The sequence below is a fragment of the Pseudomonas sp. KB-10 genome, assembly GCF_018221585.1.
In the GTDB taxonomy this organism is placed as follows: domain Bacteria; phylum Pseudomonadota; class Gammaproteobacteria; order Pseudomonadales; family Pseudomonadaceae; genus Aquipseudomonas; species Aquipseudomonas yangonensis.
The window spans coordinates 69,634-88,385 of record NZ_QYYB01000012.1 but is presented as its reverse complement, the minus strand read 5'-3'; the positions used below and the strand labels follow the sequence as shown (position 1 = coordinate 88,385).

Genomic DNA, 18,752 nt, shown 5'->3' with positions numbered 1-18,752 from the left:
CGCGAGTTGGATTCGAATCATGGAAATCAGCAGGCATCTCAAGCCCAGCCTCAACCTGCCCAGCGACGCACCGGCGCAGGTGCAGAGCGCCCGCCCGCAGCCAGGCGCCAATGTCCGCACCAGCGTCAGCCAGGAACCGCGTCTGGAGCAGTTGCAGGACGCCCTGCGCAGCCTGCCGGACGTCGACCTGGACAAGGTCGCTCAGCTCAAGGCCGCCCTGGCGCGCGGCGAGCTGAGCAGCGATCCGGCTGCACTGGCCGGCAGCATGCTGACCTACCACAGCGGTAGCGATGCGTGACCACTGCGCGTGAGCAACAGTTGCTGCAGATCGTCGAGCAGGACCTGCATCAGGACTGCACCGACTATCTGACCCTGCGCGGTCTGATGCAGGAGCTGTATCAGCAGTTGCTCAAGCGCGACAGCAGGCAAATCGACCTGCTCAACGAACAGATCCTGCAGCTGGTCGATCAGGCCAAGGCCCGCGCTGAGCGTCGCAGCAAGGTGCTCGCCGCCTTTCAGCTGGGGAGTGGCAACAGCGCCATGCAGAAGCTGCTGGCGCGTTATCCACAGGCTCAGCGCAAACACCTCGAACTCACCTGGGAGCAGCTCGGTCAACTGGCCGGCCAGTGCAAGCGCCTCAACGAGCGCAACGGCAAGCTGCTGGCGATGCACAACGAGATTCTCGAACAGCTGCTTGGCGAACCGGGCGCCGGCCAGCTGTACGCGCCGCAGCCCTATTGAGCCGAGTGTGCTCCGGCCTCAAAGCGTGCCGTGCTAGACTCGCGCGCTTCCGATCTTTGGTGACTTATCTTCGTGCCTCAGGCTGCTCTTGCTCATCCGCCGCGCTGGCTGACCCACGCCCAGCTGCATCCGCAGCCGGCTGCCGGCGTGCGCGACTGGCTGTTCAACGAGGACTCGCTGACCCGCCGTCTGACGGCGCTGTCCAATGACGGCTTCTCGGTGACCCCGCTGCAGGAGGGCTGGCAGCGCCTGCGCGTTGACGAGTGTGCGTTGCTCGGCGTGGCCGATGGCAGCCAGGGCTGGGTGCGTGAGGTGTACCTGCGCGGCCACGGGCAGCCTTGGGTGTTCGCCCGCAGCGTCGCCGCGCGCAGTGCGCTGGAAGGCTCCGGGCTGAACCTGGCCGAGCTGGGCAGTCGTTCGCTTGGCGAGCTGCTGTTCAGTGACCGCGCCTTCGACCGCGGCGAGTTGCAGGCCTGTCGTTATCCAGCGGCCTGGTTGCCGCAGGAGGTGCGCGAAGAGCGGCTGTGGGCGCGCCGTTCCTGCTTCAGCCGCGGCGCGCTGGGGGTGCTGGTGGCTGAGGTCTTTCTGCCGGCGTTCTGGCAAGCCGCCACGATCGACGCGTAGCTGCCCCCCTTAAAGGGCCGGGGTGCGGGTGACCCGAGCGCCTCGGTCGAGACGCTTTCCCCTTATAATCCGCGCAACCTGCACGGAGACGCTTCGATGTACACCCGCCTGCTGCAATCAACCACTCGCCTGCACCCGCGCGCCTGGGACTTCATTCAGCTGATGCGCCTGGACAAACCCATCGGCATCTACCTGCTGCTGTGGCCGACCCTGTGGGCGCTGTGGGTGGCCGCCGAAGGCGTGCCGAGCGTGAAGAACCTGTTCATTTTCGTGTTCGGCGTGATTCTGATGCGCGCCGCCGGTTGCGTGATCAACGATTACGCCGACCGCAACTTCGACGGCCACGTCAGCCGTACCCAGTTACGCCCCCTGGCCAGCGGCAAGATCCGGCCGCGCGAAGCACTGGTGCTGTTCGCCGTGCTGGTGGCGATGAGTTTCGTGCTGGTGCTGTTCACCAACGCCACCACCATCTGGCTGTCATTCGGCGGCCTGGCCCTGGCCGCCTGCTATCCCTTCATGAAGCGTTACACATTCTACCCGCAGGTGGTGCTCGGCGCGGCTTTCTCCTGGGGCATGCCGATGGCCTTCACCGCCGAGACCGGCAGCCTGCCGCCGGAAGCCTGGCTGTTGTACATCGCCAACCTGCTGTGGACCGTGGCCTACGACACCTACTACGCCATGGCCGACCGCGAGGACGACCTGAAGATCGGGGTGAAGTCCACTGCCATCCTGTTCGGCGACGCCGACCGTCTGATCATCGCCAGCCTGCAGGGTCTGGCGCTGCTCTGTCTGCTGCTGGCTGGCGCACGTTTCGAGCTGGGCCTTTACTTCCATCTCGGTCTGCTGGTGGCCGCCGCATGCTTCGCCTGGGAGTTCCACGCGACCCGCCGCCGCGAGCCCTTGGTGTGCTTCAACGCCTTCCTGCACAACCACTGGGCGGGGCTGGCGATCTTTGTCGGCATAGTGCTGGACTACGCATTGCGTTGAGCGGGTGATGACGATCTGCTGCGCGTCGGCCCTGCTGTGTTAAAAACAGGCTCGGACCGTGACCTGTCACTGAACGTCCAAGGGGCGGCCCGAAGAGCGAGGGAAACGAGTAATGCTCATTTACTTCAGTAAAGCCGAGCGCGACCCCGACCTTTCCTCGCCTGTTTGTGCCTTGTAGTGCTGCAGCTCGCAAAATCGTGACTACGCTCCAGGCACTGCCGCCTACCTGTCATATCGCTGCAATAATTCCGTTATCTAATGCGGCGCAGACAGAGAACGAATAGAGGCTAAGGCCCCATGGTTGGCAAGAACATCCTGATCGTCGATGACGAAGCACCGATCCGCGAGATGATCGCGGTGGCCCTGGAGATGGCCGGTTACGAGTGCCTGGAAGCGGAGAATACCCAGCAGGCCCATGCCGTGATCGTCGACCGCAAACCCGATCTGATCCTGCTCGACTGGATGCTGCCCGGTACCAGTGGCATCGAGCTGGCCCGACGCCTGAAGCGCGACGAGCTGACCAGCGATATCCCGATCATCATGCTCACCGCCAAGGGTGAAGAAGACAACAAGATCCAGGGCCTGGAGGTCGGCGCCGACGACTACATCACCAAGCCCTTCTCGCCGCGTGAGCTGGTAGCCCGTCTCAAGGCCGTGCTGCGTCGTGCCGGCCCCAGCGACAGCGAGGCGCCGATCGAGGTCGGCGGCCTGCTGCTCGACCCGATCAGCCATCGTGTCACCATCGACGGCAAACCGGCCGAGATGGGCCCGACCGAATACCGTCTGCTGCAGTTCTTCATGACCCATCAGGAACGCGCCTACACCCGCGGCCAGTTGCTCGACCAGGTGTGGGGTGGCAACGTCTACGTCGAGGAGCGCACCGTCGACGTGCATATCCGCCGCTTGCGCAAGGCCCTCGGCGATGCCTACGAAAACCTGGTACAAACCGTGCGCGGGACTGGGTATCGTTTCTCCACGAAAGGTTAATCGCGGGCGCGGTGCTTTTGCGCACTCGCGCTTCTCACAAGGATGCGCTTCATCGTGAATCATGACTGGCGTGGCGCCGTTGTGCGCCGGCTGTTGCTGTTGATCGGCGCCTGCCTGCTGCTGGGCTTCATCACCGGCGAGTACGCCTGGGTGCTGGCCTTTGGTCTGGCCATCCACCTGGGCTGGACCCTCAGCCAACTGCTGCGCCTGCATAAATGGCTGCGTGAGCACAAACCCGATGAGCCGCCGCCGGATGGCTACGGCCTGTGGGGCGAGGTGTTCGACAGCATCTATCACCTGCAGCGTCGCAATCAGAAGGCCCGCGGCCGCCTGCAGGCGGTGATCGATCGCGTACAGGAGTCCACCGCGGCGCTCAAGGATGCCGTGGTGATGCTCGACAGCCAGGGCAATCTGGAATGGTGGAACCGCGCCGCCGAGACCCTGCTGGGCCTCAAGACGCCGCAGGACAGCGGTCAGCAACTGGCCAACCTGGTGCGCGATCCACGTTTCAAGGAGTACTTCGAACGCGGCAATTACGCCGATGCGCTGGAGATTCCTTCGCCGGTCAATGACCGCCGTCGTCTGCAGTTCCATATCACCCGCTACGGCAATCGCGAGCACCTGCTGCTGGTGCGTGATGTCACCCGCCTGTATCAGCTGGAACAGATGCGCAAGGATTTCGTCGCCAACGTCTCCCACGAGCTGCGCACGCCGCTGACGGTGATCGCCGGCTACCTGGAAACCCTGCTGGACAACGTCGAGGCAGTCAATCCGCGCTGGCTGCGTGCGCTGCAGCAGATGCAGCAGCAGGGCGCACGGATGCAGACCCTGCTCAACGACCTGCTGCTGTTGGCCAAGCTGGAGGCCACCGACTACCCCTCGGACAACCAGCCGGTGGCGGTCGATCTGATGCTGTTGTCGATCAAGAACGATGCCCAGGCGTTATCCGGTGATCAGCTGCATCGCATCAGCCTGGAGGCCGATCCGCACCTCAAACTCAAAGGGAGCGAGGCGGAGCTGCGCAGCGCCTTCTCCAACCTGGTGTTCAATGCAGTGAAGTATACCCCGGCCGGCGGCGATATCCGCATTCGCTGGTGGGGCGACGAGCAGGGCGCGCACCTGGCGGTCAGCGATACCGGCATGGGCATCGAGGCCAAGCATTTGCCGCGCCTGACCGAGCGCTTCTACCGGGTCGACTCCAGCCGTGCCAGCAACACCGGCGGCACCGGTCTCGGCCTGGCCATCGTCAAGCACGTGCTGTTGCGCCATCGTGGCAATCTGGAAATCAGCAGCGTTCTCGGCAAGGGCAGCACCTTTACCTGCCATTTCGCCGCAGCGCAGGTGGTGCAGCGCGCGCGCTGAATGCTTGCATTCGCCACGACGAAGCTCCAACCTCTAGCGATCATTGGCCAATCCGAACCTCCATGGACCCCTCCGCGAGTCTCCCCGCTTCTGCCTACTTTGCCGATTTCGGCCTCATGCTGTTTGCCCTGTTTCTGGTTCTGCTCAACGGCTTCTTCGTCGCTGCGGAGTTCGCCATCGTGCGTCTGCGCGCGACCAAGGTCGACGCGCTGGCCGAGGCTCACGGCTGGCGCGGGCACATCCTGCGCACCGTACACAATCAGATGGATGCCTATCTCTCGGCCTGCCAGCTGGGCATCACCCTGGCGTCGCTGGGCCTGGGCTGGGTAGGCGAGCCGGCCTTCGCCGAGTTGCTCACGCCGCTGCTGGTGGCGGTGGGCGTCGAGTCACCGAAGCTGATTCACGGCATCGCCTTCTTCACCGCGTTCTCGATCATTTCCTACCTGCACATCGTCATCGGCGAGCTGGCGCCCAAGTCCTGGGCCATCCGCAAACCCGAGCTGCTGTCGCTGTGGACAGCCGCGCCGCTGTACGCCTTCTACTGGCTGATGTATCCGGCGATCTTCGTGCTCAATGCCAGCGCCAACGCCATCCTGCGCATCGCCGGGCAGGGTGAGCCGGGGCCGCACCACGAGCACCACTACAGCCGTGAAGAACTCAAGCTGATTCTGCATTCCAGCCGCGCCACCAGCGACAACGACCAGGACCTGCGCGTGCTGGCGTCGGCGGTGGAGCTGGGCGAGCTGGAGGTGGTGGACTGGGCCAACTCGCGTGAGGACCTGATCTTCCTCGAGCTCAATGCCAGCCTGGATCAGGTATTCGCCACCTTCCGCCGACACAAGTACAGCCGCTACCCGATCTTCGACGAGAGCAAGGGCGAGTTCGTCGGCGTGCTGCACATCAAGGATCTGCTGCTGCACCTGTCCTTGCTGGAAATGCTGCCTTCGGCGCTGAAGCTGGGGGACCTGATGCACCCGCTGGAGCGCGTCAGCCGGCACATGCCGCTGTCGCAATTGCTCGAGCAGTTCCGCCAGGGCGGCGCACATTTTGCCCTGGTCGAGGAGGCCGACGGCAAGGTGATCGGCTACCTGACCATGGAGGATGTGCTGGAAGCGCTGGTGGGCGATATCCAGGACGAACACCGCAAGGCCGAGCGCGGCATTCTCGCCTACCAGCCGGGCAAGCTGCTGGTGCGCGGCGACACGCCGCTGGCCAAGGTCGAGCGCCTGCTCGGCGTCGACCTCGACCATATCGAGGCCGAGACGCTCGCCGGTCTGATCTACGAGACCCTCAAGCGCATGCCCGAGCAAGAGGAGGTGCTGGAAACCGATGGCCTGCGCATCATCGTCAAGAAGATGAAAGGGCCGAAGGTGGTCCTGGCCAAGGTGGTCAAGCTGGACTGAATTGGCAAAGCGCCACGGCCGGAGAAAATACGGCCGGAGGGGGTGTCCATTCGGTCAGCTTTTTTTCTTCAAACCCAGGCCTGTTCAGGTCTCGTTCAGTTTCGCGACCGCTTGTCAGGCTTGGCGAATCACTCGTTGCATCGACAGTCTAGGTACTTGCGTCCCACCTCTGGGTGGTGGCGCTCGTCAATCATTGCCAAGGAAATCGTCATGCAGCTGTCCAGCATAACCCCCAAAGCAACACTCGCCCTTTGCCTGGCGGGCGCTTCGCAGGCCTACGCAGACTCGGTCACCGACCCCATCTCCACCTTCGGTGTCATCGCTTCGCACAACCAGTACAAACTCACCGTGGACGATGAAAGCGACAAGGAACGGCTCAATCAGGGCGGCCTGTTCTACCACTTCGGCAACAAGCTGACCGGACAGGAAGGCTTCATCTACCAGGCCGGCATCGAAGGCCAGTACCGCGACAAGGACGATGTGGAATACAAGTCCGCACGTGCCGATATCGATCTGGGTATGCGTGCCGCACTGAGCACCAACAACTACGTCGATCTGATCGTCGGTGGCGGCTACGACTGGGGCCGTATCGAGCAGGATGATGTCGGCCCGTTCGACAGCAACGTCAAGCTGACCAGCAAATCGCCCTTCGCCAAGGCCGGGCTCGGCTACAACTACCTGACGCCGGACTACACCCTGCGCCTGGAAGTGGGCGCGCGTTATTCCATCGACTCCGAGGCGCGCCTGAAGGTCGACGGTGACAGCGACTCGGTGGACCTGAAGAACAAGGTCAACCCCTACGGCGAGCTGACCATGCTGTGGAACAAGGGCATCAACAACCTGCCGATCAGCACCAGCCTGTACTACACCCAGACCCGCTACGAGCTCGACAGCAACAGCGAGCTGGCTGAGCGCAGCAAGCTCAAGCAGGAGCAGGTCGGCCTGCGTGTCGGTCTGGCGTTCTAAGCCAAGCCGCACTTGAAGAACCGCCCGCGCTGTCGGGCGGTTTCCCCTCGCTGTTGTTCACCGCGCCGCTGCATCCGTGTATGCCATCCCCAACCTCTGTCTGGCTTGCCGAGCCGCTTCTGGCCAGCTGCTGCCCGATCCAGTAGGGTGTGAATCCGCCACCGCCCGTGAAGACCTGTCACCTGACTGACACGGTCCTGGAGAGCTGTGGCCAAGGTCGACTACGAACCTATCGAGCGCCCCTGAACCTATGAATCAATGGTGACGGCCAGCAGGCCGTTGCGTCGTTTGTGTAGCGAGGAATCACAGCATGAATGCACCAGTCGTCATCGTCGGGACCGGCCTGGCCGGCTACAACCTGGCCAAGGAATGGCGCAAGCTCGACACGCAGACGCCCCTGCTGCTGATTACCGCCGACGACGGGCGTTCCTATTCCAAGCCGATGCTGTCCACCGGCTTCGGCAAGAACAAGGACGCCGATGGCCTGGCGATGGCCGAGGCCGGCGCCATGGCCGAGCAGCTCAACGCAGAGATTCGCACCCACACCCGCATCACCGGTATCGACCCCGGCCACAAGCGCCTGTGGATTGGCGAGGAGGCCGTGGCGTATCGCGATCTGATCCTGGCCTGGGGCGCCGAGCCGATTCGCATCCCGGTGGAAGGTGACGCGCAGGACGCGGTATTCCCGATCAACGATCTGGAGGACTACGCGCGTTTTCGCGCCGCCGTGGCCGGCAAGCGTCGTGTGCTGATCCTCGGTGCCGGCCTGATCGGCTGCGAGTTCGCCAACGATCTGACTGCCGGCGGCTACGAGGTCGAGTTGCTGGCGCCCTGTGAGCAGGTGATGCCCGGGCTGCTGCATCCGGCTGCGGCGTCCGCCGTCCAGGCTGGCCTGGAGGGGCTGGGCGTGCGTTTCCACCTCGGCCCGGTGCTGGCCAGCCTCGATCGTCAGGGCGATGCGCTGCAGGCGACGTTGTCCGATGGCCGTCTGATCCCGTGCGACGCAGTGGTCTCCGCCGTCGGCCTGCGCCCGCGGACTGCGCTCGCTGCGGCTGCCGGTCTCGACATCAACCGTGGCGTGATGGTCGACCGCCACCTGCGCACCTCGCACGCCAATATCTACGCCCTGGGTGATTGCGCCGAGGTCGATGGTCTCAACCTGCTTTACGTCATGCCACTGATGGCCTGCGCCCGTGCCTTGGCCAAGACCCTGGCCGGCGAGCCGACGGCGGTCAGCTACGGGCCGATGCCGGTGACGGTCAAGACGCCGGTGTGTCCGCTGGTGGTTTCGCCGCCGCCGCGTGGGCGCGAGGGTCAATGGACGGTCGAAGGCAGCGGCAGCGATATCAAGGCGCTCTGCCGCGAGGCTTCCGGAGCTCTGCTCGGTTATGCCCTGACCGGCGCCGCGGTGCAGGAGAAACTGGCCCTGAACAAGGAATTGCCCGCGCTGCTGGCATGATCGCCTGCCGTTCTGTCGGATACGCCACGAATTTGCCTGGTTAAAGTGGCGGGCGACACTGGCGCAGCGCGATGCGGCATGCCATTCTCCCAAGGGTCTGCCGCAGCGCAGAGCTGTTGCGGCGCCTTGGGCGCTGTTCTGGAAGAACAGCACGGACACAACAACAAAAAACCGTCAAAGAGGCATCTATGCGTAAACCGGAACTCGCCGCCGCCATCGCCGAAAAGGCTGATCTGACCAAGGATCAGGCCAATCGTGTACTCAACGCCGTACTGGAAGAAATCACCGGTGCATTGAACCGCAAGGACAGTGTGACCCTGGTTGGCTTCGGTACATTCGTCCAGCGCCACCGTGGTGCCCGCACGGGCAAGAACCCGCAAACCGGCCAACCGGTGAAGATCAAGGCCAGCAACACCGTGGCCTTCAAGCCGGGCAAATCCCTGAAAGACGCGGTCAACTGAGCCCGCTGCCCGGAGCCGCTCGGCTCCGGGAACCCTAAGCAGCCTGGTTACCCCACCGTCATCGCAGCCATGCTTTCGACAGGCTGTAGTCCTGCGGAAAAACCACTACAATGCGCGCCCATCATCTTCGATCACGAGGGCCTGTGCATGAAATTCCGTTTTCTTTTGTGGATGCTGGGTCGCCTGATGGCCAAGGCCAGCCGTGAAAACCCGGCATTCCGCCAGCAGCTCGAAGGTCGCGACATGGTCTTTCAGCTGCACACTCTCGATGGAAAGGTTGCCCGCCATTTCATCGTCGCCGGTCAGCGTGTCACCAGCAAACGCGGTGTGGCTCAAGCGCCTGCTTTCGCCATTGGTTTCAAGGACGCCGTCTACGGCTTCGAGACCATGACTGCGAAGAACAAACAGCTGGCCTTCATGCAGGGTATCCAGAACAAGGACATCCAGATCCAGGGCAATCCGGCACTGGTCATGTGGTTCCAGGGGCTGACCAAGTACCTGACGCCGAAGAAGAAGACCGAAGCACCGAAAAAGGCTGCCTGATAGCACCAGTTCGCGTCGCGGCTGGCCGCGACGCTACGCTTTGGTTAGGCTGCCAGGCACGTTCCTGTGGAAAGCCTGAGCATGCGCCTTTTCCTCCTGCCCCTGCTGTTGCTGGTCGCCGTCACTGCGCGAGCCGAGCCGGCCTCCGCCAAAACCCTGTTGCCGTTGTTCGAGCTGGCGGGTATCCACCTACTCTGCGAGCAGAGCGCGCCGTTGTTGCAGCGCGGCCAGGCTGATGCCGAACAGAAACGCCTTGCGCAGCTGTTCGCAAGCGAGGCGTTCTGTCTCGAACTGGCTGAACGGGTCGGCTCCCGTTTCGATGCTGCGCAAGCCGAGCAGGCGCATGAGCGTCTCGACAGCCCGCTGGCGCAGCGCTTCACCGCGGCCGAACGTGCAGTCGGTGAGCAGCCGCAAGGGCTGGCTGAATACCGCCAGCGATTGCAGGCACAGCCGCCACGAGGCGCGCGTCTGGAACTGGTCAAACGCCTCGATGCCGCCGCGCGCACCACCGAACTGGCCAGCCTGCTGCGTTACGAAGTCGGCAAGACCCAGGCGCTGCAGGCGCTAAGGGCGCGGGGGGAAAGCCTCGGCGAGGCCGAGCTGCAGGCGCAGACGCAGAAGCAGGCCGACGCCATCCGCCAGTCCAGCGGGCAGGCGGTGGAAACCTTCATGTTCTATGCCTACCGGCAGATGCCCAGCGATCAGCTGGCCGAGTATGCGGCGTTATACGAGCATCCCAGCGTCAGCCAATTGCTCAACGTCAGTCTGGCAGTTCTGCCGCAGCTGTTCGCCGAGCGCCGCGAGCAGTTGCGCAAGACGGCGAGCAAGCGGTAATTACCGGGCCGGACGCCTGTCAGTGCGAATGCTGAAACTGCGCCGCGAGCTCGCGCAGGGCGACTTCGGCACTGAGCACCTTGCTTACGGCGTCCTCGGCTTTTTCCCGGCTAAGCCCCAGAGCCTCGAACAGCTCATCGGGAATCTCGCTCTGTGGTCCGGCGCCGATGCCACGGTTGCGCAGGAGGCTGACGGCCAGGCACACCAGGTTGGGGAAGGCGGCGTTGTCGCCAGCGTAGCTCGGGTCGTGCTGGAAGCGCAGGGCGCTGGCCAGCTCTTCCGGCATATCCCAGTGACGCATCAGCCAGGCGCCGATCTGCTCGCGGGTGATACCCAGCAGGTGCTGCTCGATATGGCTGTGCGACAGATGCGGATTGACCTCCAGATGCCGGCAGATCAGCGAGAAGTGCGGCGGGAAGACGTGCGCCAGGACCATATAGCCGAAGTTGTGCAGCAGACCGGCGAGGTAGGTCAGGCCGGCTTCCGGGCGCTGCGCGCGGGGCATGGCGCGAGTAAGGCCCTCGATCACTGCAGCGGTATAGATCGCCTGCTGCCAGTAGGGCGTGGCCTGCTGCGGTTGATCCTTGGGCAGGCTCAGGGTCTTGCCCAGCGCCAGGCCTAGCGCCAGGTTGATCACCAGGTCGAAGCCCAGCACGCGAACGATGGCGTCCTCTACCGAACGGATCTTGCCGGGTGCGGCGTAATAGGGCGATGCCGCCCAACTGATCACCTGGGCCGCCAGCGCCGGGTCGGTTTCCACCACGCCGGTGATGTCGTCCACCGTGGCGTTGGGGTCGACCCGCAGCTTGATGATCTTCTGGGCGGTTTCCGGCAGCGGCGGAATCTCGATGGTTTCTTCCAGACGCTGCTGAATCCGGCGTGCGGTAAAGGCGCGCACGGCCTGGGTGATCTCCTCGCGGTCATCATGCGGGCGATCCAGGTTCGGCCTGATCGCGCTGACCGGCTCACCGAAACGCGCCGCGCTGGCCTTGCTCAGCAGGGTCTTGAAGGCTTCGGTGGGAATTTCCAGCAGCACACCGGGCAGGCCGGAATCGATCAGCAGGTTCGGTACCTGCAGCAGGCGTTCCTCGTACAGGCAGGGCGAACTGGTCAGCGGCGGCAAGCCGGGCAGGGCAGTCAGATTGTGCTTGCCGAGCATGCGTTCCAGACGTTCCGGTTTGACCGCAGTGAGCTGGCGCCCGGTCAGTTCCGCCAGGCGCGACAGATCCAGCAAGTGGCTGCGCGGGTAGAGCACCAGCAGGGCGCCAACGGCGTCGTCTACCAGCACGGCCTGCAGGCGCGCCTCGCTCGGCTGGCCTGGGCGCTCGGCACGTACCTGATAGGGCACGGCGAGTTTCTCCAGCAGTTGCACGATCACGGCGGGCGGTTGCGGATTGGCGTTGGCGGCGAGGGCGACTTCAGTCATATCGGTATCCAGCGTTGGCGCATGTGCCTCGGAGTATAACCAGCGAGGCTTTGTGCAAAGGTTCGTGGCGACGGCTGTCCTGTGAACAGGTTCACACTTGACCGTATTGCTGGCCGTGACGCAACCAGCGCTCCAGCAATGGAGCCACATGTTGTGGCCAATGTTCCAGAAGTGCCTGCGCGGCATCGCGCACGGCGGGCAGCAGGTCGGCGTCGCGCATCAGGTCAGCGACCTTGAATTGCAGCAGACCGGTCTGTCGGGTGCCGAGCATTTCCCCGGGGCCGCGCAGCTCCAGATCCTTCTCGGCGATGACGAAACCATCGGTGGTCTCGCGCATGATCGCCAGGCGTTCGCGGCCCAATTGAGACAATGGCGCGTGATAGAGCAGCACGCAATGACTGGCGGCGCTGCCGCGACCGACCCGGCCGCGCAGCTGGTGCAGTTGCGCCAATCCCAATCTTTCCGGGTTCTCGATGATCATCAGGCTGGCGTTGGGCACGTCTACGCCCACCTCGATCACCGTGGTGGCCACCAGCAGCTGCAGGTGGCCCTGCTTGAACTCGTCCATCACCGCGGCCTTTTCGGCCGGTTTCATGCGCCCGTGGATCAGCCCGACGCGCAGCTCGCCGAGCGCGGCGGAGAGTTCCTCGAAGCTGGTTTCCGCGGCCTGGCAGGTGAGTTCTTCTGATTCCTCGATCAGGGTGCACACCCAGTAGGCCTGGCGTCCCTGTTGGCAGGCGTTGCGCACCCGCTCGATGACCTCGTCACGGCGGCTGTCGGCGATTACCAGGGTGTTGACCGGGGTGCGCCCCGGCGGCAGCTCATCGAGGATCGAGGTGTCCAGATCGGCATAGGCGCTCATCGCCAGGGTGCGCGGGATGGGCGTGGCAGTCATGATCAGCTGATGCGGGCTCAAGCGTCCGTCGATGCCTTTCTGGCGCAGGGCCAGGCGCTGCTGTACGCCGAAGCGGTGCTGCTCGTCGATGATCACCAGAGCCAGACGCCTGAACTTCACTTCGTCCTGGAACAGGGCATGGGTGCCGACCACCATCGGGCAACCGCCGGCGATCTGTTCCAGTGCGCTGGCGCGCGCCTTGCCCTTGAGCTTGCCGGCCAGCCAGGCGACGTCCAGGCCCAGCGGTGCAAGCCATTTGCTGAAGTTGAGAAAGTGCTGCTCGGCGAGAATTTCGGTCGGTGCCATCAGCGCCACCTGATAACCGGCCTCCAGCGCCTGTAATGCAGCCAGGGCGGCGACCACCGTCTTGCCGGCGCCGACGTCGCCCTGCACCAGACGCAGCATGGGTTCGCTCTGCGCCAGGTCATAGGCGATCTCGGCACCGACGCGCTGTTGCGCGCCGGTGGGGGCGAAGCCGAGGTTGGCGAGATACTGCTGCGGCAGCCTCTTCGCTGGCGGCAGGGCCGGCGCCTGTTGCGCGCGCACCTGTTCGCGCAGACGCTGCAGCGACAGCTGGTGGGTCAGCAGCTCTTCGAAGGCCAGGCGATACTGGGCCCAGTGACGGCCTTCGGCGAGCTCTTCGAGATCGGCGTCCGGCGGCGGTCGGTGCAGGTAGCGGATGGCCTCATCCAGCGGCGCCAGGCGATAGTCGCGGGCCAGTTCGTCAGGCAGCCAGTCCGGCAGGCTGCGGGGGCCCAGGCGCGCCAGTGCCTGCTGACTGAGCTGGCGCAGGCGCTGCTGAGTCAGGCCTTCGGTGGTCGGGTAGATGGGGGTCAGGCTCTGTTCCACCGGGGCCGGCTCGTCGCCGCTCTGCGCGCAGTATTCCGGATGGTAGATCTCCAGGCCGGTGGCGCCGGGGCGCACTTCGCCATAGCAGCGCAGCGCCGTGCCGCGTTTGAGGCCTTCCTTCTGCGCCTGGCTGAAATGGAAGAAGCGCAGGCTCAGCGTGCCGCTGCCGTCCTGCAGACGCACCAGCAGGCTGCGCCGCCGACCCATGACCACGTCGGCACCGGCGACGATGCCCTCGACCACCGCATCCTGCCCCGGTCGCAGTGCCCCGATGGGTGTGATACGGGTGCGATCCTGGTAGCGCAGTGGCAGGTGGAACAGCACGTCCTGCAGGTTTTCCAGGCCGACCTTGGCCAGTTTTTCCGCCAGCGCGGCGCCTACGCCTTTCAGCGCGGTGACGGAAACCGCTGACAGCTCGCTCACGTCCGGCCTCAGGCGCTCTTGGTCTGCGGGCTGCGGGCGACCGAGCAGAGGCGGATGGAGTCGGCCAGCACTTCGATGGCGTTGGGCCGCGGGAAGCTGGCGCGCCAGGCGATGGCCACGGTACGGAACGGCACTGGCGCGCTGAGCGGACGCACTTCGATCACGCCTGGCGCATAGTGATGGCTGTCCACCGCCGAGAACGGCAGGATCGACACGCCCAGTCCGGAGGCGACCATATGGCGGATGGTTTCCAGCGAGCTGGACTCCACCGTGGTGTGCTTGCCGTGGTCATCGCCGCCCTTGCGCAGGGTCGGACAGGCTTCCAGCACCTGATCGCGGAAGCAGTGGCCTTCGCCGAGCAGCAGCAGGCTCTTGTCGTTGAGCAGCTTGGTGTCGATGGTTTCCATCGCTGCCCAGGGGTGGCCGGCCGGCAGGAGAGCGTAGAACGGCTCGTCGTACAGCGGCTTGGTCAGTACATCGGCCTCCTGGAATGGCAGGGCGATGATGATGGCGTCGAGCTCACCGGTGCGCAGCTTGTCGCGCAGGATGTGGGTGAAGTTCTCCTCGATGTACAGCGGCATGTCCGGGGCGACCCGGTGCAGCTGTGGGATCAGATGCGGGAACAGATAAGGGCCGACGGTGTAGATGGCGCCGATCTTCAGCGGCGCGGCCAGCTGGTTCTTGCCGACCTGAGCCAGCTCACGAATGCCCTGGGCCTGTTCCAGCACCTTCTGTGCCTGGGTAACGATGCCTTCGCCGACCGGGGTCAGGCGTACCGCGCTCTTGCTGCGCTCGAAGATCAGCACACCGAGCTCATCCTCCAGCTTCTTCACGCCGACCGACAGGGTCGGCTGGCTGACATGGCAACGCTCGGCGGCGCGGCCGAAATGCTGTTCCTGGGCGAGGGTGACGATATAGCGCAGTTCGGTGAGGGTCATAGTGTTTATCCATTAAGTTGCTGCCAAGCATAGCCTTTGCAAACAGATGAACCAACCGCGCTAATAGACTGTTGCAAAACTATCTCGACTTGCGCCTCTGCGCTGTCCTATATCCCGCGTCCATGCCCTCCGCTGACGACTTCAAACGGGCTGTTACACTGCGCCTTTGCTTAAGTCATGGAGAACAGCATGTCGGGATGCAACAGCCTGCTGATTGCCGGGTGCGGGGACGTCGGTACCCGTCTTGGCCTGCGTATGGCCGAACAGGGTTGGCGCGTGCTGGGCATGCGCCGCAACGTAGCCGCGCTGCCTGCTGCGATCGAACCGCTGGCGGGCGATCTGCATGCCGATGCCTGCCCGCCGGATTGGCCGCAGGGGCAGCTGGACTATCTGGTGTACTGCGCGGCCGCCACCCAGCACGATGAAGCCGGCTACCGCGCCGCCTATGTCGATGGCCTGCGCCGCGTGCTGGGCTGGCTGGCGCTGCATGGCCAGCGACCGCGGCGCATCCTGTTCGCCTCCAGCAGCGGGGTGTATGGGCAGCAGGACGGCGAATGGGTAGACGAGGAATCTGCGGCCGAAGCCCAGAGTTTTTCTGCGGTGATCATGCGCGAGGCCGAGCGCGTCGCGCTCGAAAGTGGCCTGCCTGCGACCACGGTGCGCCTGACCGGCCTCTACGGCCCTGGCCGCGAGTGGTTGCTGGGGCAAGTGCGCGGTGGCTACCAGGTCAACGAGACGCCGCCGCTCTATGGCAATCGCATTCATGTCGATGACGCAGCGGGGCTGCTCGCCACGCTGCTGCAGGCCGATGCCGCGGGCGTACCCCTGGCCGATTGCTATCTGGGCGTCGATGACGAGCCGGCGCCGCTGCACGAGGTGGTGGCCTGGTTGCGCGAGCGCCTGGGCGTCAGCCATTGGAGCGACGAGCAGCGCGTGCGCCGCGCCGGCAGCAAGCGTTGCAGCAATGCCCGCGCCCGCGCCCTTGGCTGGGCGCCGCAGTATCCCAGCTATCGCGAAGGTTATGCGGCGATCCTCGCCGAGCGCTGAGATGGACGCCAACAGTCTGCTGGCCAAGCCCTGGCTGCCGGGCGTCGAGCTGTTCCACGCCGACTTCTCCGGTCAGGCGTTCGGCCGCCACAGCCACGATGCCTTTGCCATCGGCGCCATCGTGCGGGGTGTCGGGGGCTACCAGTGCCGTGGCCAGCGCTATGCGCTGCCTGCCGGCACCCTGTCGCTGATGAATCCCGAGGAGCCGCATACCGGGCATGCCGAGTCGGCGCGGGTCGTCTATCGCATGCTTTATATCGAGGAATCGCGTCTGCCCGCGCTGCTCGGGCGCAAGCGTCTGCCCAATGGCTTCAGTACACTCAATCCGCATGACGACGGTCAGGTCGCGGCAGGTCTGGCGCGGCTGGCCGGCGAGTTCGAGCGGGGCGATGCGCTGGCGCTGGAGAGTGAGCTGCTGGCGCTGTTGGAGCTGGTGTTCGTGCGTCACGGCGGCTTGCGCCAGGCGCGCCCGGCATCACGCGACAGCGGAGTGATAGCGTACCTGCGTGATTACCTGGAAGCGCACTACACCGAGGCCGTCAGCCTGGAGCAGCTGGCCGCGCTGGTGCAGCGTCATCCACGTCACCTGATCGAAGCCTTCCGTCGTGCCTATGGCGTGCCGCCGCATACCTATCTGCTGCAGCGCCGGGTGCGTGAGGCCAAGCGCAGGTTGCTGCAGGACCAGGCGCTGGCCGATGTCGCGCTGGGCCTGGGCTTCTACGACCAGGCGCATTTTAACGGCGTTTTTCGCCGCTTTACCGGGGTCACTCCAGGCCGTTTTCGCATGCTGGCGCAAGCGTGATGCGGCGCGGTTGCGGCATCGGGGCGCCTCACATGCAGGACTAAACAGCCTCGACCAGCGACGCTGGCGAGCCTGACTTTCTTCCAATACAGCGCTACCGGTCATTGTCGACACTGCCTCCGCCAAACGGAGGTTTCATGTTCGCGCTGTTTCTGCTGGTTGCCGGTACTCATTTCGCGGCCTTGCTGTCGCCGGGGCCGGACTTTTTTCTGTTGATTCGTACCGCGCTGACGAAAGGACGGCGCCAGGCCGATGGTTGCGCCTGTGGCATCGCCCTGGCCAACCTGCTGAGCATGCTGCTGGTGCTGTTCGTCCTGGCGTTGTTGCCTGCCGAAGGCAGCTGGCTGTGGCGCGGCTTGCAGCTTGGCGGCGGGCTGTATTTCGCCTGGGTCGGTCTGCAGGCGCTGGCCTCGCGGCGGGATCTGGTCCTGCCGCAGGGTGAGCAGTTGCTGCTGGGCGGGATGTGGAAGGGCATGCGTCAGGGCCTTCTGGCCAGCAGCCTCAACCCCAAACTGCCGCTGTTCTATGCCGGGCTGTTCGGGGTGCTGCGCGAATCGGCGATGCCGGCCTGGGGGCTGGGTCTGGCAATGCTATGGATGACCCTGGTGGTGCTGTTCTGGGATCTGGCGCTGGTGCGCCTGCTCGATCAGGAACGCTGGCGCGGCTGGTTGCAGCGTCGCGTGCGCTGGCTGGATCGCGGCTGTGGCGGCTTGCTGCTGGCGCTGGGTGGCTGGTTGTTGCTGGGTGCCTTGTAGCGTGGCGCCGCTCCTTGCCGGGCGGCGCATTGCGATCAGCGGCGCTTGAGCAACCAGCGCTGCGGGCCGGGCTGGTACTCGGGCATCTCGTCGAACTGTGCGCGGTTCTGCGCTTCGAAGATGCGCAGCTGATTACCTTCATGAACGAACAGCCAGGGGCTGCCCTGCTCGCCGGCCTGCAGCCAGATGCTGTCATGTTCGCCGCTCATGGCCGCGCAATCACCCGCCAGGCACAGGGCGAAGCGTTCGGCGCCAGGCAGGCCCTGGACCTGACCGTCGCTGTTGAAGCGCACCAGGCCACCCTGGCCGAGACCTTCCTCGATCAGCCAGTCGCCGCCCAGGTAGTCGCGGTACAGCGCCTGTTCGAAGCTGCTGCCCAGCGCTTTCGATTCGCCGGAAACACGGGCGAAGTGCTGTTCGGGCCAGTAGCCGCTGGCGATCTGCACCAGTTCGCCGTTCTGAATGGCAAGCTGCTCCTTGTAGTCGCCATAGAAGGTTACCTGCCAGCGGCCTTCCCCTGCGCTCTGCAGCCTGCCCTCGGCCAGTTCGAAGCCGTTGCTGTAGCTGGCCTGGCGTTGCTCGGGGTCGATCTGCCATTCGAGGTTGGGGCCGTAGGCGAGCAGAGCTTCGCGCAGACGACCGCTTTCGCGTGCGGCGTCGATGGCCGCCTGGTTGATCCAGGTTCCGCTCGGGTCGTTGTTCGGCGCGCTGGCGCAGCCGCCGAGCAGGGCGGCCAGTAACAGCAGAGCAAGCAGACGCATGGCGATCTCCATGCCGGGGAAGGGGGAGAGCGGGGCCTGGTGCCCCGCTCGAATGACTTACTCGATGACCAGGATGGCGTCCATTTCCACCTGTGCACCCTTCGGCAGGGCGGCCACACCGATGGCGGCACGGGCCGGGTAGGGTTGCTCGAAGTAGCGGCCCATCACCTCGTTGACCTTGGCGAAGTGCGAGAGGTCGGTGAGGAAGATGTTCAGCTTGACGATGTCCTTGAACGAGCCGCCGGCGGCTTCGGCAACGGCCTTGAGGTTCTCGAACACCTGCACGGTCTGTGCTTCGAAGCCTTCGACCAGCTCCATGCTCACCGGGTCCAGCGGGATCTGGCCGGACATGTAGACGGTGTTGCCGGCCTTGATCGCCTGGGAGTAGGTGCCGATGGCGGCGGGGGCCTTGTCGCTGGTGATGACGGTCTTGCTCATGAATCGCTCCTTGTGAGAACTGGCTGGGTCGAGCGCCCAGCCTACAGAATC

20 protein-coding genes are annotated in these 18,752 nt (G+C 64.7%); 15 read left to right on the top strand and 5 right to left on the bottom strand.

Features of this window, described 5'->3' with window-relative positions; translation table 11 throughout:
• The first annotated feature begins 19 nt into the window (after positions 1 to 19).
• The 12 genes from flgM to DXK50_RS23900 all read left to right on the top strand — a co-directional run bounded on the left by flgM (position 20) and on the right by DXK50_RS23900 (position 10,367).
• Entirely contained in the window at positions 20 to 298 is a 279-nt protein-coding gene (gene flgM / locus DXK50_RS23955) for a flagellar biosynthesis anti-sigma factor FlgM (RefSeq protein ID WP_212632014.1), read from the top strand.
• On the top strand, positions 295 to 741 hold the full coding sequence (flgN, locus tag DXK50_RS23950; RefSeq protein WP_212632013.1) for a flagellar export chaperone FlgN: 447 nt from the start codon (positions 295 to 297) through the stop codon (positions 739 to 741). The genes flgM and flgN overlap by 4 nt, the downstream gene beginning before the upstream one ends.
• A 72-nt stretch (positions 742 to 813) precedes the next feature.
• A complete protein-coding gene (locus tag DXK50_RS23945; RefSeq protein WP_161867930.1) occupies positions 814 to 1,365 on the top strand; it encodes a chorismate--pyruvate lyase family protein in 552 nt (183 codons plus the stop codon).
• Positions 1,366 to 1,461: 96 nt separating this feature from the next.
• Positions 1,462 to 2,352 carry a 4-hydroxybenzoate octaprenyltransferase gene (gene ubiA, locus DXK50_RS23940; RefSeq protein ID WP_212632012.1) on the top strand — a complete coding sequence of 297 codons (891 nt, stop codon included), beginning with the start codon at positions 1,462 to 1,464 and terminating at the stop codon, positions 2,350 to 2,352.
• 297 nt (positions 2,353 to 2,649) lie between these two features.
• Positions 2,650 to 3,339, top strand: coding sequence for a phosphate regulon transcriptional regulator PhoB (gene phoB, locus DXK50_RS23935; RefSeq protein WP_003242584.1), 690 nt, complete (start codon positions 2,650 to 2,652; stop codon positions 3,337 to 3,339).
• A 42-nt stretch (positions 3,340 to 3,381) separates the two neighbouring features.
• Positions 3,382 to 4,701, top strand: a complete 1,320-nt coding sequence (phoR, locus tag DXK50_RS23930) for a phosphate regulon sensor histidine kinase PhoR (RefSeq protein ID WP_161867932.1) — start codon at positions 3,382 to 3,384, stop codon at positions 4,699 to 4,701.
• 62 nt (positions 4,702 to 4,763) lie between these two features.
• Positions 4,764 to 6,104, top strand: a complete 1,341-nt coding sequence (locus tag DXK50_RS23925; RefSeq protein ID WP_212632011.1) for a hemolysin family protein — start codon at positions 4,764 to 4,766, stop codon at positions 6,102 to 6,104.
• Between the two features lie 210 nt (positions 6,105 to 6,314).
• Positions 6,315 to 7,070 carry an outer membrane beta-barrel protein gene (locus DXK50_RS23920; RefSeq protein WP_161867934.1) on the top strand — a complete coding sequence of 252 codons (756 nt, stop codon included), beginning with the start codon at positions 6,315 to 6,317 and terminating at the stop codon, positions 7,068 to 7,070.
• Positions 7,071 to 7,380: 310 nt separating this feature from the next.
• Positions 7,381 to 8,529 carry an NAD(P)/FAD-dependent oxidoreductase gene (locus tag DXK50_RS23915; protein ID WP_212632010.1) on the top strand — a complete coding sequence of 383 codons (1,149 nt, stop codon included), beginning with the start codon at positions 7,381 to 7,383 and terminating at the stop codon, positions 8,527 to 8,529.
• Between the two features lie 188 nt (positions 8,530 to 8,717).
• Entirely contained in the window at positions 8,718 to 8,990 is a 273-nt protein-coding gene (locus DXK50_RS23910; protein WP_003242571.1) for an HU family DNA-binding protein, read from the top strand.
• 147 nt (positions 8,991 to 9,137) lie between these two features.
• Complete coding sequence (locus DXK50_RS23905) at positions 9,138 to 9,533, top strand: helicase (protein ID WP_212632009.1); 396 nt, start codon at positions 9,138 to 9,140, stop codon at positions 9,531 to 9,533.
• 81 nt (positions 9,534 to 9,614) lie between these two features.
• Positions 9,615 to 10,367 (top strand): hypothetical protein, encoded by a 753-nt coding sequence (locus DXK50_RS23900; RefSeq protein WP_212632008.1) that lies wholly within the window; start codon positions 9,615 to 9,617, stop codon positions 10,365 to 10,367.
• A 19-nt stretch (positions 10,368 to 10,386) separates the two neighbouring features.
• Here the strand turns inward: DXK50_RS23900 and DXK50_RS23895 are convergent, their stop codons facing one another.
• From DXK50_RS23895 to DXK50_RS23885, 3 genes are all read right to left on the bottom strand, one after another.
• A complete protein-coding gene (locus DXK50_RS23895) occupies positions 10,387 to 11,793 on the bottom strand; it encodes an aminoacyl-tRNA deacylase and HDOD domain-containing protein (RefSeq protein ID WP_212632007.1) in 1,407 nt (468 codons plus the stop codon).
• Positions 11,794 to 11,884: 91 nt separating this feature from the next.
• Positions 11,885 to 13,960 (bottom strand): ATP-dependent DNA helicase RecG, encoded by a 2,076-nt coding sequence (gene recG / locus DXK50_RS23890; protein ID WP_212632006.1) that lies wholly within the window; start codon positions 13,958 to 13,960, stop codon positions 11,885 to 11,887.
• An 8-nt stretch (positions 13,961 to 13,968) separates the two neighbouring features.
• Positions 13,969 to 14,898 (bottom strand): hydrogen peroxide-inducible genes activator, encoded by a 930-nt coding sequence (locus DXK50_RS23885; protein ID WP_161867940.1) that lies wholly within the window; start codon positions 14,896 to 14,898, stop codon positions 13,969 to 13,971.
• Positions 14,899 to 15,087: 189 nt separating this feature from the next.
• Between DXK50_RS23885 and DXK50_RS23880 the strand changes: the two genes are divergently transcribed.
• The 3 genes from DXK50_RS23880 to DXK50_RS23870 all read left to right on the top strand — a co-directional run bounded on the left by DXK50_RS23880 (position 15,088) and on the right by DXK50_RS23870 (position 17,502).
• Positions 15,088 to 15,945, top strand: coding sequence for an NAD-dependent epimerase/dehydratase family protein (locus tag DXK50_RS23880; RefSeq protein ID WP_212632005.1), 858 nt, complete (start codon positions 15,088 to 15,090; stop codon positions 15,943 to 15,945).
• Between the two features lies 1 nt (position 15,946).
• The gene (locus DXK50_RS23875; protein WP_212632004.1) at positions 15,947 to 16,747 is read left to right on the top strand and encodes an AraC family transcriptional regulator; all 801 of its coding nucleotides are present in this window, start codon (positions 15,947 to 15,949) and stop codon (positions 16,745 to 16,747) included.
• 137 nt (positions 16,748 to 16,884) lie between these two features.
• Complete coding sequence (locus DXK50_RS23870) at positions 16,885 to 17,502, top strand: LysE family translocator (RefSeq protein WP_212632003.1); 618 nt, start codon at positions 16,885 to 16,887, stop codon at positions 17,500 to 17,502.
• 35 nt (positions 17,503 to 17,537) lie between these two features.
• On the opposite strand, the gene DXK50_RS23865 is transcribed toward DXK50_RS23870, so the two are convergent.
• Both DXK50_RS23865 and DXK50_RS23860 read right to left on the bottom strand, forming a co-directional pair.
• A complete protein-coding gene (locus DXK50_RS23865) occupies positions 17,538 to 18,263 on the bottom strand; it encodes a hypothetical protein (RefSeq protein WP_161867944.1) in 726 nt (241 codons plus the stop codon).
• 57 nt (positions 18,264 to 18,320) lie between these two features.
• Positions 18,321 to 18,701 (bottom strand): RidA family protein, encoded by a 381-nt coding sequence (locus DXK50_RS23860; protein ID WP_024310054.1) that lies wholly within the window; start codon positions 18,699 to 18,701, stop codon positions 18,321 to 18,323.
• Positions 18,702 to 18,752 lie beyond the last annotated feature (51 nt).

Coding starts and splice junctions, on each gene's coding strand:
- phoB (WP_003242584.1), top strand. CDS start 2,650: ATGGTTGGCAAGAACATCCTGATCGTCGATGACGAAGCACCGATCCGC.
- flgM (WP_212632014.1), top strand. CDS start 20: ATGGAAATCAGCAGGCATCTCAAGCCCAGCCTCAACCTGCCCAGCGAC.
- DXK50_RS23915 (WP_212632010.1), top strand. CDS start 7,381: ATGAATGCACCAGTCGTCATCGTCGGGACCGGCCTGGCCGGCTACAAC.
- DXK50_RS23885 (WP_161867940.1), bottom strand. CDS start 14,898: ATGACCCTCACCGAACTGCGCTATATCGTCACCCTCGCCCAGGAACAG.
- ubiA (WP_212632012.1), top strand. CDS start 1,462: ATGTACACCCGCCTGCTGCAATCAACCACTCGCCTGCACCCGCGCGCC.
- phoR (WP_161867932.1), top strand. CDS start 3,382: ATGCGCTTCATCGTGAATCATGACTGGCGTGGCGCCGTTGTGCGCCGG.
- DXK50_RS23860 (WP_024310054.1), bottom strand. CDS start 18,701: ATGAGCAAGACCGTCATCACCAGCGACAAGGCCCCCGCCGCCATCGGC.
- DXK50_RS23900 (WP_212632008.1), top strand. CDS start 9,615: ATGCGCCTTTTCCTCCTGCCCCTGCTGTTGCTGGTCGCCGTCACTGCG.
- DXK50_RS23865 (WP_161867944.1), bottom strand. CDS start 18,263: ATGCGTCTGCTTGCTCTGCTGTTACTGGCCGCCCTGCTCGGCGGCTGC.
- DXK50_RS23875 (WP_212632004.1), top strand. CDS start 15,947: ATGGACGCCAACAGTCTGCTGGCCAAGCCCTGGCTGCCGGGCGTCGAG.
- DXK50_RS23905 (WP_212632009.1), top strand. CDS start 9,138: ATGAAATTCCGTTTTCTTTTGTGGATGCTGGGTCGCCTGATGGCCAAG.
- DXK50_RS23925 (WP_212632011.1), top strand. CDS start 4,764: ATGGACCCCTCCGCGAGTCTCCCCGCTTCTGCCTACTTTGCCGATTTC.
- DXK50_RS23895 (WP_212632007.1), bottom strand. CDS start 11,793: ATGACTGAAGTCGCCCTCGCCGCCAACGCCAATCCGCAACCGCCCGCC.
- DXK50_RS23920 (WP_161867934.1), top strand. CDS start 6,315: ATGCAGCTGTCCAGCATAACCCCCAAAGCAACACTCGCCCTTTGCCTG.
- DXK50_RS23910 (WP_003242571.1), top strand. CDS start 8,718: ATGCGTAAACCGGAACTCGCCGCCGCCATCGCCGAAAAGGCTGATCTG.
- DXK50_RS23880 (WP_212632005.1), top strand. CDS start 15,088: ATGTCGGGATGCAACAGCCTGCTGATTGCCGGGTGCGGGGACGTCGGT.
- DXK50_RS23870 (WP_212632003.1), top strand. CDS start 16,885: ATGTTCGCGCTGTTTCTGCTGGTTGCCGGTACTCATTTCGCGGCCTTG.